This is a genomic window from Streptomyces sp. NPDC037271 (assembly GCF_055603605.1).
The window spans coordinates 155,362-172,294 of sequence record NZ_JBVJVN010000014.1 but is presented as its reverse complement, the minus strand read 5'-3'; the positions used below and the strand labels follow the sequence as shown (position 1 = coordinate 172,294).

Below are 16,933 nucleotides of genomic sequence, written 5' to 3'. Positions count from 1 at the left end.
CACCTTTGTACACGCGGGAGCTCGGAGCACCGGGCTGAGAGGGCGCTGACCTCCGTCCCAGCGATGTTTCACGGGAAACGTCACCGAAGCCGAGTGATGTTTCCCACGAAGCGTCGGCAGACGGAAGCCGCTGCGTCGACCGCCGAACCTGTTACCGGGTAATGCCGGCGTAGGGAGTAGGTCTCATGACCATCAAGGACGCACGCACGCCTGCCTCCGCGCAGAATTCCGCCCAGGCGGAACCCACGGAGGCCGGGAAGTCCATCGGCTGGCACAAGGCGTACGTCGAGGGCTCGCGCCCCGACCTGCGGGTGCCGGTTCGTCAGGTGCATCTCACCAACGGGCAGTCGGTCACGCTCTACGACACGTCGGGCCCGTACACCGATCCACTCGTCGACACCGACGTTCGCAGGGGGCTGCAGCCGCTGCGAGAGAACTGGATCATCGCCCGCGGTGACACCGAGGAGTACGCGGGCCGTCCCGTCCGCCCCGAGGACGACGGAATCAAGCACACCTCCCCACGCGGTGGTCTGCGGAACCTCGACGCCGTTTTCCCCGGACGGCCTCGTCAGCCGCGCCGGGGGAGGGACGGCAAAGCGGTCACGCAGCTCGCGTACGCACGCCGGGGCGAGGTCACGCCGGAGATGGAATACGTGGCCGTCAGGGAGAACGTCTCGCCGGAAGTGGTGCGCGAGGAGATCGCGGCGGGCCGCGCCGTTCTCCCGGCCAACGTCAACCACCCGGAGATCGAGCCGATGATCATCGGCAAGAGGTTCCTGGTGAAGGTCAACGCCAACATCGGCAACTCGGCTGTGACGTCCTCCATCGAAGAGGAGGTCGAGAAGATGACCTGGGCGACCCGGTGGGGCGCCGACACGGTCATGGACCTGTCCACCGGACGCAACATCCACACCACTCGCGAGTGGGTGCTGCGCAACTCCCCCGTCCCCATCGGGACAGTGCCGCTCTACCAGGCACTGGAGAAGGTCGACGGCAGGGCCGAGGAGCTGACCTGGGAGATCTACAAGGACACGGTCATCGAGCAGGCCGAGCAGGGGGTGGACTACATGACGGTCCACGCGGGGGTGCGCCTGGCGTATGTGCCGCTCACCGCCAACCGCAAGACCGGCATCGTCTCTCGCGGCGGCTCGATCATGGCGGCGTGGTGCCTGGCGCACCACAGGGAGTCGTTTCTGTACGAGAACTTCGAGGAGCTCTGCGAGATCCTCGCGGCCTACGACGTCACGTACTCACTCGGCGACGGCCTGAGGCCGGGCTCGATCGCGGACGCCAACGACGAGGCGCAGTTCGCGGAGTTGCGGACGCTCGGGGAACTCAACCGGACCGCGAAGCGTTTGAACGTTCAGACCATGATCGAAGGCCCGGGCCACGTCCCGATGCACAAGATCAAGGAGAACATCGACCTTCAGCAGGGGATCTGCGATGAAGCTCCGTTCTATACGCTCGGTCCGCTGACGACGGACGTCGCGCCGGCGTATGACCACATCACCTCCGGCATCGGTGCCGCGATGATCGCCTGGTGGGGCACGGCCATGCTCTGCTACGTCACGCCCAAGGAGCATCTGGGGCTGCCCAACCGTGACGACGTCAAGACCGGCGTCATCACCTACAAGATCGCCGCCCATGCCGCCGATCTCGCCAAGGGACACCCGGGTGCGCAGGAATGGGACGACGCGCTGTCGGACGCCCGCTTCGAGTTCCGCTGGGAGGACCAGTTCAACCTGGCTCTCGACCCGGACACGGCACGGGAGTACCACGACGAGACGCTGCCGGCCGAGCCCGCGAAGACGGCCCACTTCTGCTCCATGTGCGGACCGAAATTCTGTTCGATGAAGATCTCGCAGGACATCCGACGTGAGCACGGAGGCAGCAAGGCCGAGATCGAGGAGGGCATGGCCCAGAAGTCGAAGGAGTTCGCGGCAGGCGGGAACAGGGTCTACTTGCCGCTGGCCGACTGAGTTCCGTCTGCACTGACCTCACGCTGAGCCACCCCTCCGTACGCGCGGCGGGGACTCAGCGTGAGCCGGGGGCCGACGTCTGTCCGGGAGGGCTTGCCACCCCGAACGGATTGTCGATCACGTAACGCCAGTATCCGTCCGGCCCACGGCGAGCCACGTCTGTCGCGGTGCCCTCGATGTGGACCTGGTCGCCGTGGGCGGCCGTGCCGGCGATGACGAAGTCGACGATCAGCAGTGCCAGGTCACCGACGACGTATGTGTGGCGTGGCGTCACCTCGATCGGGACGCACAGGCGCAGGAAGTCGTCGTTGGCCCGGAATCGGCTGGTGCCGGTGACCAGGCGCCCGGGCGTCGGCACGAAGCCGGCGTCCGCCTCGTAGAGCTGGTCCAGGACCGCGGGATCGAAGGTGTTGAAAGCTCGTGCGAAAGCGTAAGGGTGATCGGTGGCGCTGTGCGCCAGGAGCACACTGGGAGGATGCGTCATGTGGCAAGCGAACAGCCTCTCGACATGGGTCACCAAGCGGAAACCCACGCATGGGACCCGGAGCTGGTCCCAGGAGTGCGAGGCCGCACTCGTCGCCCCGAGGCCGGTTGCCCGGTGGAGATCGCTCTCGCCGCGGTCTCCGGCCGCTGGACCACCCTGCTGCTGCGTGAACTGATGGGAGGACACCGAGGCTTCACCGAGCTGCGGACACTGTTCCCCGAGCTGTCGGCGAAAGTGCTCAGTGAGCGGCTGCGTACGCTCCAGGAGCGGGGCCTGGTGGAGGCCGAAAGGCGCCGTGGTTTTCCCGTGCGGACCCGGTACGGACTGACGGAAGCGGGCCGAGCTCTGCGACCGCTACTGGTCGAGCTGTACGCGACCGGTGAGGAACTGCTGCGTCTGGCACCGACCGGGGACGGGGACGAGCAGCCTTCCCCGTCCCCCGCATCGATGCGGGAGACGGGGAAGAGGGGGCACGCAGGGCAGAGCAGGTAGGCGAGCAGGACACGCTGTCGACGCCCGCCCCTCCCCACCGACGGCTCGGCTGGGCAGACTGGGCGCATGACAGCCACCTCCCTGAGCAAGGGCGCCAACCTCGCCGTCGACTCCCCCGCGGTGCGCGTCGAACTCGTCTGGTCCGCCGGACCGGGCGTGCCCGAGGTCGACGCCTCCGCGCTCCTGCTCACCTCGGCCGGACGGGTGCGGGACGACGGCGACTTCGTCTTCTACAACCAGCCTCGCCACGCGTCCGACGCAGTGGGGCACCTGGGCAAACAGGGTGGCCACGGGGCCGGCGCGGGTGTCACGACCGACGCCGTAGAGGTGGACCTGCGCTCGGTGGAACCGGCCGTCGACCGCATCGTGCTGTGCGCCTCGGCGGACGGCGGGACGTTCGGCCAGATCCCGGGACTGTCACTGCGGTTGCTGGACGCCGGGACCCGCACCGAGCTGGCCCGGTTCGACATCACGGCCGGCACGGAGACCGCCCTCGTCGGCGGCGAGCTGTACCGGCGCCAGGGGAAGTGGAAGTTCCGTGCGGTCGGGCAGGGGTACGCCTCCGGACTCGCGGGGCTGGCCACCGACTTCGGGATCAGCGTGGACGACGATCCGGCCGCGCCCGCCGCCCCGTCAACGGCAGCCTCTCCCCCGCCGTCGGCGCCGTCGGTACCCCCGGCGCCGCAGGCCCCGTCCGCATCTTCAGCCCGGTCAGTCCCGTCGTCACCTCCGGCACCGGGAGCCCCGTCGGGACCTTCGGCACCGGGAGCCCCGTCGGAACCGCCGGCACCGTCCGTCCCGGTGTCTCCGTCCGCCCCGCCCACAGCAGCGGCCCCGCCGTCGGCGTCCTCGGTGCCTCCTGCCGCCGGGCCCCGTCTCACCAAGGGCGAGGAGCACCTTCCCGTCGACATGCGCAAGCGGCTGTCCCTGCGCAAGGAACAGGTAGCGGTCAGCCTGACCAAGCACGGGGCGTCCGGTGCCACCGCGCGCGTCATCCTGGTACTCGACGCCTCCGGGTCCATGTCCTTCCTCTACTCCAAGGGCGTGGTCGCCGACGTCGTGGAGCGGATGGCCGCCGTCGCCGCGCAACTGGACGACGACGGGGAGATGCAGGCATGGACCTTCGCCTCGAACCCCGCCCGCCTGCCCGACCTCCGCCTCGGCGAGCTTCCCGAGTGGCTGCGGCTGCACGTGCGCGTGGGGGAGATCAGCCTCTTCCGCCGGGGCAGGAAGAAGGGATTGCACCCGGAGCAGGTCGACATGCGGGCGGTCGGCATCCAGAACGAGGAACAGAAGGTGATCGCCGAGATCCGGGCCTACGTCCGGGACAACCCGGCGTCGGCTCCGACCCTGGTGCTGTTCTTCTCCGACGGCGGTGTCTACCGCAACGCCGAGATCGAGCGCGAGCTGCGGGGTGCGGTGGAGGAACCGGTCTTCTGGCAGTTCGTGGGGCTCGGGCGGTCCAACTACGGGGTGCTCGAGCGTTTCGACACGCTGCCGGGCCGCCGTGTCGACAACGTCGGCTTCTTCGCCGTGGACGACATCAGCACCGTCCCAGACCCGGAGCTGTACGACCGCCTGTTGTCCGAGTTCCCGTCCTGGATCACTGCCGCCGGCCGGGCGGGCATCCTCTGATCCGTTGCCCGCCCGGGCCGGTGGCTACTCGGGCTGGTGCTCCGGGCCGCCGAAGTCCGGGCTGCTGAAGTCCGGGCTCGAGTAGCGCGGACGCCGACTCGCCTCCGAGCCGCCGTCGGGGCTCGTGAATCCGGGACGGTCGTAGCCGAGGTGCGGCATGCGGCCGGCCGGCGCCACCGGTCCCGTACGGTGCAGTGCCGTCGTGTTCGGAGCGGCGAGTGCCTCCCGCAGGAAGGGCAGGATGCCGCGTTCCAGTAGGGCGTCGTGCCAGGCGTCCCTGGCCCGGACCACTTCCTCGTCGAGTTCGCCGTAGCGGACGGGCTCGGCGGAGGGGCGATTGCGCAGCGCGGTGAGCAGCAGGCCCACCGCGGCGACGAGGATCGCCACCGCGGTCACGGCACCGAACACCCATCCGGTGGTGAGCATGGTCTGCGCGAAGGTCTGCCCCGGATCGAGCAGCTTCAGGAGGTAGCCGACGAGCAGGAAGATCGCTGCGGCGGTGCCGGCCAGGACGGGTGCCAGGACGGCGACGACGGCGAAGGCACCCGCGCCGGTCGCCTCGGCGACCTCGCCCATGGTGGCGGCGAGCCCCGACGCGCCCGTGCCCGGCTCGGCGGTGCCGGAATCACGCGTGGACGACGGGGCGGCCGACGGGGTGGACGGCGCCGGGTGGCGCAGCTCCTCGCGGACCTTCACGTAGTGCTGGTACTCGGTCGTGGCCGCCGCCGTGATGAGGGCGGTGGCGTTGAGTGCCATGGTGCGCAGTTGTTCGGGATTGAGGCGCTGTCCGACAGCGGCCAGTTCCGGGCGGTGTGGTGCGGAGCGCAGTGCCTCGTCGAGGATCCGCTCGTACTCCTTGCGGTCCTCGTTCGGCAGGTACTGCGGAACGCTGTTCATGTGCATCCCCCGATGCTCCGTAGGGCTTGGGGCTCGCATGCCAACGAGCCGTCGGGCAGAAACGGAGGGGAGCCTGCTACGGATAAGCCGATGGTAGAGCCGTGACGGTGGACGGTGACAGGGGGTTTACAGAAATTGGGTGCCGAGCTGTATCGACGCGGCCACGCGCGAACCCGTGTGGTGAACGGTCAGGCGTCGAGCGGGAGTTGCTGGACCAGCAGCTTTCCGGCCATGGTCACGCCGCCGTCCATCGCGATGGCCAGCCCGTCCGCGTAGACATGAGGTCCCTCCACCGCGGTACGGGTGTCGTCCTCGCCGTCCTCGGAGCCGACCTCGCCCAGGAGATAGGGGATGGGGCTGTGGCCGTGAACGATCCGGGTTCCGCCGTACGTGTCCAGCAGGGAACGCACGGCGTCGGCGCCGCCCTCGTCGCGGAACGAGAAGCGCTTGGTGAACTTACGGAACAGGTCCCACACCTCCTCCGCGTCGTTGCGCGTCAGCGCCTCGCGGACGGTGTCGTTGACCTCCTCGATGGAGCGGCCGTAGTCCAGGTAGGTGGTGGTGTCGGAGTGGACCAGGAGGTGGCCGTCGACCTCTTCGAGGGCGTCGAGGCGGGCCATCCACTGCAGGTGGTGGTCCTGCAGGCGGTCCATGTCGGTCTTCTGCCCGCCGTTCAGCAGCCAGGCCGCCTGGAACGTGGCGGTGCCCGCCCCGGAGTTGACGGGCGTGTCGCCGAACCGTTTGGCACCGAGCAGCAGCAGCTCGTGGTTGCCCATCAGCGCCTTGCAGTATCCGCCGGCCGCCGCGGCCTCGGCGGACAGCCGCATCACCAGGTCGATGACGCCGATGCCGTCCGGGCCGCGGTCCGTGAAGTCGCCGAGGAACCACAGGCGGGACGTGCCCGCGCACCATTGTCCGGCGGCGTCGATGAGGCCCTTCTCCTGGAGGGCGGCCACCAGCTCGTCGAGGTAGCCGTGCACGTCGCCGACGACGAAGAGCGGGCCCTGACCCGTGGCGGGCTGCTGCACCGCGGCCGGTTCGGGATCGACGGTCACCTGGACCGTGTCACCCCGACGGATGACGGGCAGATCCCGCTGAGTGGGTGTGTACCCCTCCGGAAGGGTTTCCTCGTACTCCTCCTCGGGCGGCGCGGTTTCGCCCGCGCGCGTGCCGGTGGCGGCGTACGGAGCGGCCTCATGGACGTACGCGGGCACCCGGAAGTCTCGTACCGTCGCCGTCCGCTCCACCTCGGGTCCCTGACCGGCCCCCTGAGTCATCGACCCCTCCACCATCGCGCCGCATCTGCACCGCTTCGGACTGCCTGGTCGCAGCGGCCCGCGGTGTGTGGGCCCATCATAGGAATGCGGATCGCGCTGTGTGATGACCCAGGGGTGGTGAATCAGAGCAGGACTCCGTTTCACCGCGGCTTTCGCCCCGATTGGGCCCGGCTTCACCCGTCCGCAGTGGCGGTTCGGCCGTGCCCCGGACGCTTTGGACGCCCCGGACGTGTCGAGCGCTGCCTCCGCCGCCTTCGCCGTCGTTCCCACGGAGCTGCCGCCGTTACCGCGGCCGTGCAGGCCGGGCTCCGCCTCGTCGCGCCTCCGGGGCGGCCCTACTCGCCCTCGGGCGTCCGCGGCGGACTGACCGTCGTACGGGACGGGCGGCGCTGCGACGACGTGCGCACGATCAGTTCGGTCGGTATCACCTGCTCGACCGGCTGGTCCGAGTCGAGCCCCTCGATGGCGTCGATGAGGACCTGGATCACCGCGGTGCCGATGCGGCGGGGTTTCAGCGACAAGGTGGTGATGGGGGGCTCGGTGCTCGCGTACACGGTGGATTCGCTGCAGCAGACCAGCAGCAGGTCCTCCGGTACGCGCAGCCCGTAGCGGCGGGCGGCGGCGAGCAGGTCGGTGCCGTTCGGATCGAACAGGCCGTAGACGGCGTCGGGCCGGTCGGGGCGGGCGAGCAGCCGGTCCGCTGCGACCGCGCCGGCGCACGGGTCGTGCGCCGGGTAGGCCTCGTAGACCGGGTCCTGGCCGACGCGCTCGCACCAGCGCAGGTAGGCGGTGGTCGACAGGTGGGTGTACGTGTCGGTCGTGGTGCCGGTGAGCAGGCCGATCCTGCGGGCGCCGGCGTCGGCCAGGTGGTCGAGGATGCCGAGTACGGCGGCCTCGTGGTCGTTGTCGACCCAGGCGGTGACGGGGAGTGAGCCGGCCGGGCGGCCGTCGGAGACGACCGGTAAGCCCTGGCGTACCAGTTCGCTGACGACCGGGTCGTGGTCGGAGGGGTCGATGACGACGGTGCCGTCGAGGGCGACGTTGGACCATACGTCGTGACGGGAGGTCGCCGGGAGGATGACGAGGGCGTAGCCGCGGGCGAGCGCGGCGGACGTGGCGGCGCGCGCCATCTCGGCGAAGTACGCGAACTCGGTGAAGGTGAAAGGTTCATCCCCGTACGTCGTCACGGTCAGGCCGATGAGTCCCGACTTGCCGGTGCGGAGCGTGCGGGCGGCGGCCGAGGGCCGGTAGCCCAGTCGGTCGGCGACCTCGCGCACATGGCGCCGGGTGGCATCCGGGAGTCGGCCCTTGCCGTTGAGGGCATCGGAGACGGTAGTGATGGATACTCCGGCGGCGGCGGCCACGTCCCTGATGCCCGCCCGGCCCGGCCGACTGCCTCGACGTGAGGTTTCCGCGCGGCTCACCTGGTGCTTCCCTGCTGCTGTCATGGCGAGCCGATAGTAGGGCTCATGGCATGGGGTAGGGCGGACGCATATGCACGCGTTGACAGTCACGTTTCTGCATGATCATTAAGCCATAACAGCCTTGCAAAGCAAGCTACTTGGCCTCTCGCACCCCATTACCTGACGTGTCGACCAGCGGGGGCCTGCCAAGTGGCAGATGTTGCGAAGAGGTCTCAACTCACCTGCACGAGGGATGCGCGCTACGGCGTGAGCCACCGGCGCGTAGATATATGTGAGGCGCGCCCCCCGAATCGTGCGCCTTCGTGCGCTGATGCCCTTGATTTCCCTGATGTCAGTGTGACGCGGGCGGTCCGGCCTCACCTATACGCAGGGGCGTCGAATCCTCTTAAGGTGAGAAGTATTCGATGCCGGTGGTGGTCACGAGGAGGACTGCGGTGAGCGAGACGAGCCCCAAGTTGCGCGCCGAGCTGGAGGGTATTCCCACCTACAAGCCGGGCAAGCCTGCCGCGTCCGGCGGCCCCGTGGCCTACAAGCTGTCCTCCAACGAGAACCCCTATCCGCCGCTGCCAGGCGTGATGGAGACGGTGACGGCCGCGGCCTCGTCCTTCAACCGGTACCCGGACATGGCCTGCGCGGCCCTGATGAGCGAGTTGTCGGACCGGTTCGGAGTGCCTCTGTCCCACCTGGCCACCGGCACTGGCTCGGTCGGTGTGGCCCAGCAGCTGGTCCAGGCGACCTCGGGTCCGGGCGACGAGGTGATCTACGCCTGGCGCTCCTTCGAGGCCTACCCGATCATTACCCAGATCAGCGGCGCGACCTCCGTGAAGGTGCCGCTGACGCCGGGCGACGTTCACGATCTGGACGCGATGGCGGCCGCGATCACCGACCGGACCCGGCTGATCTTCGTCTGCAACCCGAACAACCCGACGGGCACGGTCGTGCGGCGGGCCGAGCTGGAGCGGTTCCTCGACCGGGTGCCGAGCGACGTGCTGGTGGTCCTCGACGAGGCCTACAGGGAGTTCATCCGCGACGCCGAGGTGCCGGACGGTGTCGAGATCTACCGCAAGCGGCCCAACGTCTGCGTCCTGCGGACCTTCTCCAAGGCGTACGGACTCGCCGGCCTTCGGGTCGGGTTCGCGATCGCACACGAGCCCGTGGCGGCGGCGCTGCGCAAGACGGCGGTGCCCTTCGGGGTGAGCCAGATCGCGCAGGAGGCGGCGATCGCCTCGCTACGGGCCGAGGACGAGCTGATCGGCCGGGTCGGTTCGCTGGTGTGCGAACGCACGCGCGTGGTCGACGCGCTGCGCGCCCAGGGCTGGACGGTGCCGGATACCCAGGCCAACTTCGTGTGGCTGCGGCTGGGAGAGCGCACGGTCGCCTTCGCCGGCGCCTGCGAGCAGGCCGGCGTGGTCATCCGCCCGTTCCCGGGTGAGGGAGTGCGGGTGACGGTCGGGGAGAGTGAGGCGAACGACATCTTCCTGAAGGTGTCGGAGGAGTTCCGCAAGGGGCTGTAGGCACTCCGTACCCGCCGTTGCCGTTGGGGGTGCTCAGGGCATGGCAGGAGACTCGCGCGGTGGCGCACGAGGTGGCACAGGTCCTCTCTCCCTCCCTCCCTGCCTCCCTCCCTCACGCACTCACTCACTCGCGGGACAGGAGTGTGCCCATACGGCGGCTACGGCGGCGCCAGCGCGTCGCCATCGGTCCAGAAGATGGCCGTGTGGCCGTGCCCGGCTCGGAGACCTTGGGTAGCCGTTTCCGGTGAGGGCGACCTGTTGAGTGCCGGTTTCACGTGAAGGTGACCTGTCGGGGTCCGGTACCCCCTGAAGGTGACCCGTTTCACGTGAAACCGGCATGCTCGTTCCGAAGTGCACCCCTTCACCCCATGAGACCCGTATCCACGCGCGGCGGATTCAACAACACGTCGAAGCTCTCACCAAGGGCTTGACGTCACAGGGGACCCCCCTTCCGATGCTGAAAAGCTGTACGTCATAATTGCTTGTGAATGTGAACGCGTTCACAAGCGTGTCCCGGTTGCGCCCGAGATAGGTGTGACATACACGCTCAAACCGCCGCTGACCACGGCGATGTGGCGATGTAAGGAGACTGACGACGTGGACATGGCTCTGGCGCCGGAGACGCTGGCGCGATGGCAGTTCGGCATCACGACCGTCTACCACTTCCTGTTCGTCCCGCTGACGATCTCGCTGGCGGCCCTCACGGCCGGACTGCAGACCGCCTGGGTCCGTACGGAGAAGGAGAAGTACCTCAGGGCGACCAAGTTCTGGGGGAAGCTCTTCCTGATCAATATCGCCATGGGGGTCGTCACCGGCATCGTGCAGGAGTTCCAGTTCGGCATGAACTGGTCCGACTACTCCCGATTCGTCGGTGATGTCTTCGGTGCGCCGCTCGCCTTCGAGGCGCTGATCGCCTTCTTCTTCGAGTCCACCTTCATCGGCCTGTGGATCTTCGGCTGGGACAAGCTGCCGAAGAAGATCCACCTGGCCTGCATATGGATGGTCTCGATCGGCACGCTGCTGTCGGCCTACTTCATCCTCGCGGCCAACTCCTGGATGCAGCACCCCGTCGGCTACCGCATCAACGAGGAGAAGGGCCGAGCCGAGCTGACCGACTTCTGGGCCGTCCTGACCCAGAACACCACGCTCAACCAGGTCTTCCACAGCTTCTCTGCGGCCTTCCTGACGGGCGGCGCCTTCATGGTCGGCATCGCAGCCTTCCACCTGATGCGCAAGAAGCACATCCCCGTGATGAGGACCTCGCTCCGGCTCGGTCTGGTCACCCTGGCGGTCGGTGGTGTGCTCACCGCCGTCAGCGGCGACACCCTCGGCAAGGTCATGTACGAGCAGCAGCCGATGAAGATGGCCGCCGCCGAGGCTCTGTGGGACGGCGAGGAGCCGGCGCCCTTCTCCGTGTTCGCCTACGGAGACGTCGACAAGGGGCACAACAAGGTCGCTCTGGAGATCCCCGGCCTGCTGTCCTTCCTCGCCCACAGCGACTTCGACTCCTACGTGCCGGGCATCAACGACACCAACAAGGCCCTGCAGGAGAAGTTCGGCCCGGGGGACTACAAGCCCATCGTCCCCGTCGCCTACTGGGGCTTCCGCTGGATGATCGGCTTCGGGATGGCGTCCTTCTCCCTCGGACTGCTCGGCCTGTGGCTGACGCGGAAGAAGTTCATGCTTCCGGCTGCCCTGCGGACCGGCGAGGACGAGGTGCCCCATCTGGTCCTGCTGCGCAACCCGCTCGGCACGAGACTCTCCCGTCTGTACTGGCTTCTGGCCCTCTGGACGATGGCGTTCCCGCTGATCGCCAACTCCTGGGGCTGGATCTTCACGGAGATGGGCCGGCAGCCCTGGGTCGTCTACGGCGTGATGCAGACACACGACGCGGTCTCCCCCGGTGTTTCGCAGGCGGAGGTCATCACCTCGATGGTCGTCTTCACCACGCTCTACGCCGTCCTCGCCGTCATCGAGGTCAGGCTGCTCGCCAAGTACGTCAAGGCGGGCCCGCCCGAGCTCACCGAGGCCGACCTCAACCCGCCCACGAAGATCGGCGGCGACCTCCGTGACGCCGACAAGCCGATGGCCTTCTCCTACTAGGCCGAGGGAGCTGCACAGTCATGGAACTGCACGACGTCTGGTTCGTTCTGATCGCCGTCCTGTGGACCGGCTACTTCTTCCTGGAGGGGTTCGACTTCGGGGTCGGCGTGCTCACCAGGCTGCTCGCCCGGAACCGGGCCGAGAAGCGGGTGCTGATCAACACCATCGGGCCTGTGTGGGACGGCAATGAGGTATGGCTGCTCACGGCGGGCGGTGCGACCTTCGCCGCCTTCCCCGAGTGGTACGCCACGCTCTTCTCCGGCTTCTACCTGCCCCTGCTCGTCATCCTGGTCTGCCTGATCGTCCGGGGCGTCGCCTTCGAGTACCGAGTGAAGCGACCCGAGGAGAACTGGCAGCGCAACTGGGAGACCGCGATCTTCTGGACCTCGCTGATCCCGGCGTTCCTGTGGGGCGTGGCCTTCGGCAACATCGTCCACGGCGTGAAGATCGACCGGGACCTGGAGTACGTCGGCTCCGTATGGGACCTGCTCAATCCGTATGCACTCCTCGGTGGCCTGGTCACGCTGACGCTGTTCACCTTCCACGGGACGGTGTTCACGGCCCTCAAGACCGTCGGTGAGATTCGCGAGCGGGCCCGGACCCTCGCGCTGCGAGTCGGCCTTGTCGCGGCCGTGCTGGCCCTGGCCTTCCTCTCCTGGACGCAGGTCGACAACGGGGACGCGAAGAGCCTGGTCGCCCTGCTGGTGGCCGTCGCATCGCTGATCGTCGCCCTCATGGCCAACCAGGCCGGGCGGGAGGGCTGGTCCTTCACTTTCTCCGGCGTCACCATCGTGGCCGCCGTGGCGATGCTCTTCCTGACGCTTTTCCCGAACGTGATGCCGTCCACGCTCAACGCGGACTGGAGTCTCACCGTCACCAACGCCTCGTCCAGCCCCTACACCTTGAAGATCATGACGTGGCTGGCCGCGGTCGCCACGCCGGTCGTCCTGCTCTACCAGGGCTGGACGTACTGGGTGTTCCGCAAGCGGATCGGCACCCAGCACATCGCCGAACCCGCGCACTGAGTCCGGTCGGTGTGTGTTTCACGTGGCACGGCGTCATGTTCCACGTGAAACACACACCCTGGACGGGAGGGCATGTTTCACGTGAAACCCATTGATCCACGTCTGCTGCGGTACGCCCGGGCCACCAGGTTCTTCCTGACGGCGGTCGTCGTCCTGGGCGCCGTCGGCGCCGGTTTGCTCGTCGCCCAGGCGATGCTCATCGCCGAAGTGGTGGTGAGCGCCTTCCAGTCCGGTATGACGGCAGCCGAACTCCGCGCTCCCTTGCTGCTGTTGATGGCCGTTGCCTGTGGACGAGCGTTGGTCGGATGGCTCACCGAGCTGGCCGCGCACCGGGCGAGCGCGGCAGTGAAGTCCGAGCTGCGAGGCCGCCTGCTGGAGCGGGCCACCGCGCTCGGTCCAGGCTGGCTGAGTGGACAGCGGACCGGGTCGCTCGTGGCGCTGGCCACCCGTGGAGTCGACGCCCTCGACGACTACTTCTCGCGTTATCTGCCGCAGCTGGGCCTCGCGGTGGTCGTACCCGTGGCCGTACTCGCCCGCATCGTCACCGAGGACTGGGTCTCCGCGGCCATCATCGTCGGCACCCTGCCGCTCATTCCGATCTTCATGATGCTGATCGGCTGGGCCACACAGTCCCGGATGGACCGTCAGTGGCAGCTCCTGTCCCGGCTGTCCGGGCACTTCCTGGACGTGGTCGCCGGGCTGCCGACGCTGAAGGTCTTCGGACGGGCCAAGGCGCAGGCCGACTCGATCAAGCGCATCACCGGCGAGTACCGGCAGGCGACCATGCGGACCCTGCGGATCGCCTTCCTGTCGTCCTTCGCCCTGGAACTGCTCGCCACCCTCTCCGTGGCGCTCGTCGCCGTCACCATCGGCATGCGGCTCGTCCACGGCGACATGGCCCTGTACGACGGTCTGGTCGTGCTGGTACTGGCGCCCGAGGCCTATCTGCCGCTGCGGCAGGTGGGGGCGCAGTACCACGCGGCGGCCGAGGGACTCGCGGCCGCCGAGGACATCTTCTCGGTGCTGGAGCGGCCCGTACCCGCCTCGGGGACCGGACCGGTGCCGGTGAACGGCGCACTGTCCTTCGAGGACGTGACGGTCCGCTACCCCGGACGTGCCGCGGACGCCGTGACGGACGTGAGCTTCTCCGTCGAACCCGGGGAGACGGTCGCGCTCGTCGGCCCGAGCGGGGCGGGCAAGTCGACGCTTCTCCACACCCTCCTCGGCTTCGTACGCACGGCCGGGGGACGGGTCCGCATCGGGGGAGCCGACCTCACGACCCTCGACCTGGCCCAGTGGCACGCCCGCGTCGCCTGGGTGCCGCAACACCCCCACCTGTACGCCGGGACCATCGCCGAGAACGTACGGCTGGCCCGGCCCGAGGCCGACGACACCGCCGTACGGCGCGCGCTGAGGGACGCAGGCGCGCTGAAGTTCGTGGACGCGCTGCCCCAGGGGACGGGGACGGTACTCGGGGAGGACGGGGCCGGATTGTCCGCCGGGCAGCGGCAGCGGCTGGCGCTGGCCCGGGCGTTCCTCGCGGACCGGCCGGTGCTGCTGCTCGACGAACCGACGGCCGCCCTGGACGGGGCCACCGAGGCCGAGGTCGTGGCCGCTGTGCGAAGGCTGGCGCAGGGGCGGACGGTGCTGCTGGTGGTACACCGCCCGGCCCTGCTGGAGGTGGCCGACCGGGTGGTACGGCTCGAGGAGCCGGCACCGGCCGCCGCGGCCGGCCGGACCCACGGAACGCCCGCCGCCCGACGCTTCGAGGAGACCCCCGTGGATACTGCGGCGGTTGTCCCCGATGACCTGGACCCCTCGCCGGAAGCACCCGGCGGTGTCCTCGCCAGGGTGCGGGCGATGTCCGCCGCCCGGCGCGGGCGGCTCGGCCTCGCCCTGCTGCTCAGCAGTCTGGCGCTAGGCAGTGCCGTCGGTCTGATGGCCACCTCCGGGTACCTCATCTCGCGGGCCTCCGAGCAGCCGCCGGTGCTGTACCTGATGGTGGCCGTGACGGCGACGCGCGCCTTCGGTATCGGACGTGCCGTGTTCCGCTATGCCGAGCGGCTCGTGTCGCACGACGCCGTGCTGCGGATGCTGGCCGACACCCGGGTCGCCGTGTACCGGCGACTGGAGCGGCTGGCGCCTACGGGACTGCGCCGCACCCGCCGGGGCGACCTGCTGTCCCGGCTCGTCGCGGACGTCGACGCCTTGCAGGACTACTGGTTGCGCTGGTTGCTGCCCGCCGCGTCCGCGGTGGTCGTCTCGGCCGCGTCGGTCGGCTTCACGGCCTGGCTGCTGCCGGAGGCCGGGGTCGTCCTCGCGGTCGGTCTGCTGGTGGCCGGAGCCGGGGTCCCGCTGGTCACCGGCGCCGTGGCACGGCGGGCCGAACGCAGGCTCGCTCCCGCCCGAGGCGTGCTCGCCACCCGGGTGACCGATCTGCTCACCGGCACCGCCGAGCTGACCGTCGCCGGCGCCCTGCCCTCACGGGCCGCCGAGGCGCGCCGGGCCGACGGCACGCTCACCCGGATCGCCTCGCGTGCCGCCACCGCCACCGCGCTGGGTGATGGGCTCACCGCGCTGATCTCCGGTCTGACCGTTGCGGGCGCCGCTTTCACCGGGGTCCACGCCGTCGCCGAAGGCCGGCTCGCGGGTGTGGCCATGGCAGTCGTCGTACTCACCCCGCTGGCCGCCTTCGAGGCCGTACTCGGGCTGCCGCTGGCCGTCCAGTACCGGCAGCGTGTGCACAGGAGTGCCGAGCGGGTGTACGAGGTGCTCGACGCCCCCGAACCGGTAAGGGAGCCGGAGGTACCCAGGCAGGCGCCCGCGTCGCCGTTCCCGGTCGTCCTCAAGGGGCTGACCGCCCGTCACGCAGGGCAGGACCGGCAGGCCCTCGCCGGGGTGGACCTGACTCTGGCCGAGGGCCGACGTATCGCCGTGGTCGGAGCGTCCGGGGCCGGCAAGACGACGCTGGCCCAGGTGCTGCTGCGGTTCCTCGACGCCGAAGCGGGCTCATACACCCTGGCCGGCGTCGACGCCTACGCCCTGGCCGGCGACGACGTACGGCGGCTCGTCGGGCTGTGCGCCCAGGACTCGCACCTCTTCGACAGCTCGGTGCGCGAGAACCTTCTCCTGGCCAGGAAGGACGCAGCCGAGGGCGAACTGCGCGACGCGCTGGCACGGGCCCGGCTGCTGGAGTGGGCCGACGGCCTGCCCGACGGGCTGGACACGCTGATCGGGGAGCACGGAGCCCGGCTCTCCGGCGGTCAGCGGCAGCGGCTGGCACTCGCCCGGGCGCTGCTCGCCGACTTCCCCGTCCTCGTACTCGACGAGCCGGCGGAGCACCTCGATCTGCCGACCGCCGACGCGCTCACCGCCGATCTCCTGGCCGCGACCGAGGGCCGTACGACACTGCTGATCACACACAGGCTGGCGGGCCTGGACGCCGTGAACGAGGTGATCGTGCTGGACGAGGGCCGCGTCGTGCAGCGGGGGGCGTACGCGGAACTGGCCGCCGTACCGGGGCCGCTGCGGACGATGGCCGAGCGGGAGGCGGCGTCGGAACTGCTCGTGGGGGCGGAGTGACCCGCAGGCTCGCGCCGCGGCGCACGGACATTCCGCGCGAGATCACCACGCAGTGCCGCTCGGATTCATACCCCCGCACCGGTTCGTCGGGCCGGTCGGCACCGTCGTCGGCGATCCGACCGGCAATCGCCTCATCGCCGCGCTGGGCAAGGCCCTGTCCAACGCCTTACGGCATGCGCACGCGACCCGCATCGAGCTCGCAGCCGGCGCGCCAGCCACCCGGCCGGACGGCCGGCGGGGCATGCGGCTGGACCGTCGCGCACGACGGTGTCCGGACGGCCCCGCGGCCTGCCCAGCCCCGAGGGCCGCGCCGAGACCGGCGGCGGCACCGGTCGGATCGGGCCGGGCACCGGGCGGCGGTGGCGCGATGACGCGGTGGCCGGCACCGTACTGAACTGAGCTCTGCCGGAGCCCGGTTGCCCCATGTGCAGCAGCCGTACTGAGCCGAGTGCAGCAACAGGTCCCCCACTCGTACGACCTCGGCAAGACCGTAGGCCCTCATCCGGTCCACGATCACTGTC

Annotated in this window: 11 protein-coding genes; 7 read left to right on the top strand and 4 right to left on the bottom strand. The window is 69.5% G+C overall.

Features of this window, described 5'->3' with window-relative positions; genetic code table 11:
* The first annotated feature begins 185 nt into the window (after positions 1–185).
* Positions 186–1,979 carry a phosphomethylpyrimidine synthase ThiC gene (gene thiC / locus ACZ7G3_RS23670; RefSeq protein ID WP_470928135.1) on the top strand — a complete coding sequence of 598 codons (1,794 nt, stop codon included), beginning with the start codon at positions 186–188 and terminating at the stop codon, positions 1,977–1,979.
* 55 nt (positions 1,980–2,034) lie between these two features.
* On the opposite strand, the gene ACZ7G3_RS23665 is transcribed toward thiC, so the two are convergent.
* Complete coding sequence (locus ACZ7G3_RS23665; protein ID WP_470928134.1) at positions 2,035–2,463, bottom strand: YybH family protein; 429 nt, start codon at positions 2,461–2,463, stop codon at positions 2,035–2,037.
* A 114-nt stretch (positions 2,464–2,577) separates the two neighbouring features.
* Here ACZ7G3_RS23665 and ACZ7G3_RS23660 point away from each other — a divergent pair, with 114 nt between their 5' ends.
* The gene (locus tag ACZ7G3_RS23660) at positions 2,578–2,955 is read left to right on the top strand and encodes a winged helix-turn-helix transcriptional regulator (RefSeq protein ID WP_470928133.1); all 378 of its coding nucleotides are present in this window, start codon (positions 2,578–2,580) and stop codon (positions 2,953–2,955) included.
* A gap of 66 nt (positions 2,956–3,021) precedes the next feature.
* Positions 3,022–4,590 (top strand): VWA domain-containing protein, encoded by a 1,569-nt coding sequence (locus ACZ7G3_RS23655; protein WP_470928132.1) that lies wholly within the window; start codon positions 3,022–3,024, stop codon positions 4,588–4,590.
* A gap of 24 nt (positions 4,591–4,614) precedes the next feature.
* On the opposite strand, the gene ACZ7G3_RS23650 is transcribed toward ACZ7G3_RS23655, so the two are convergent.
* The 3 genes from ACZ7G3_RS23650 to ACZ7G3_RS23640 form a co-directional block, all read right to left on the bottom strand.
* The gene (locus ACZ7G3_RS23650; RefSeq protein WP_470928131.1) at positions 4,615–5,493 is read right to left on the bottom strand and encodes a hypothetical protein; all 879 of its coding nucleotides are present in this window, start codon (positions 5,491–5,493) and stop codon (positions 4,615–4,617) included.
* A 182-nt stretch (positions 5,494–5,675) separates the two neighbouring features.
* Positions 5,676–6,779 carry a Ser/Thr/Tyr protein phosphatase SppA gene (gene sppA, locus ACZ7G3_RS23645; protein ID WP_426599658.1) on the bottom strand — a complete coding sequence of 368 codons (1,104 nt, stop codon included), beginning with the start codon at positions 6,777–6,779 and terminating at the stop codon, positions 5,676–5,678.
* 320 nt (positions 6,780–7,099) lie between these two features.
* Positions 7,100–8,212 (bottom strand): LacI family DNA-binding transcriptional regulator, encoded by a 1,113-nt coding sequence (locus ACZ7G3_RS23640; RefSeq protein WP_426521467.1) that lies wholly within the window; start codon positions 8,210–8,212, stop codon positions 7,100–7,102.
* A 410-nt stretch (positions 8,213–8,622) separates the two neighbouring features.
* Between ACZ7G3_RS23640 and hisC the strand changes: the two genes are divergently transcribed.
* From hisC to cydD, 4 genes are all read left to right on the top strand, one after another.
* On the top strand, positions 8,623–9,702 hold the full coding sequence (gene hisC / locus ACZ7G3_RS23635) for a histidinol-phosphate transaminase (RefSeq protein ID WP_470928129.1): 1,080 nt from the start codon (positions 8,623–8,625) through the stop codon (positions 9,700–9,702).
* A 597-nt stretch (positions 9,703–10,299) separates the two neighbouring features.
* Positions 10,300–11,805, top strand: coding sequence for a cytochrome ubiquinol oxidase subunit I (locus tag ACZ7G3_RS23630; protein ID WP_470928127.1), 1,506 nt, complete (start codon positions 10,300–10,302; stop codon positions 11,803–11,805).
* A gap of 20 nt (positions 11,806–11,825) precedes the next feature.
* Positions 11,826–12,830, top strand: a complete 1,005-nt coding sequence (gene cydB, locus ACZ7G3_RS23625; RefSeq protein WP_426599660.1) for a cytochrome d ubiquinol oxidase subunit II — start codon at positions 11,826–11,828, stop codon at positions 12,828–12,830.
* A gap of 81 nt (positions 12,831–12,911) precedes the next feature.
* Entirely contained in the window at positions 12,912–16,412 is a 3,501-nt protein-coding gene (gene cydD / locus ACZ7G3_RS23620) for a thiol reductant ABC exporter subunit CydD (protein WP_470928150.1), read from the top strand.
* Positions 16,413–16,933: the final 521 nt, after the last annotated feature.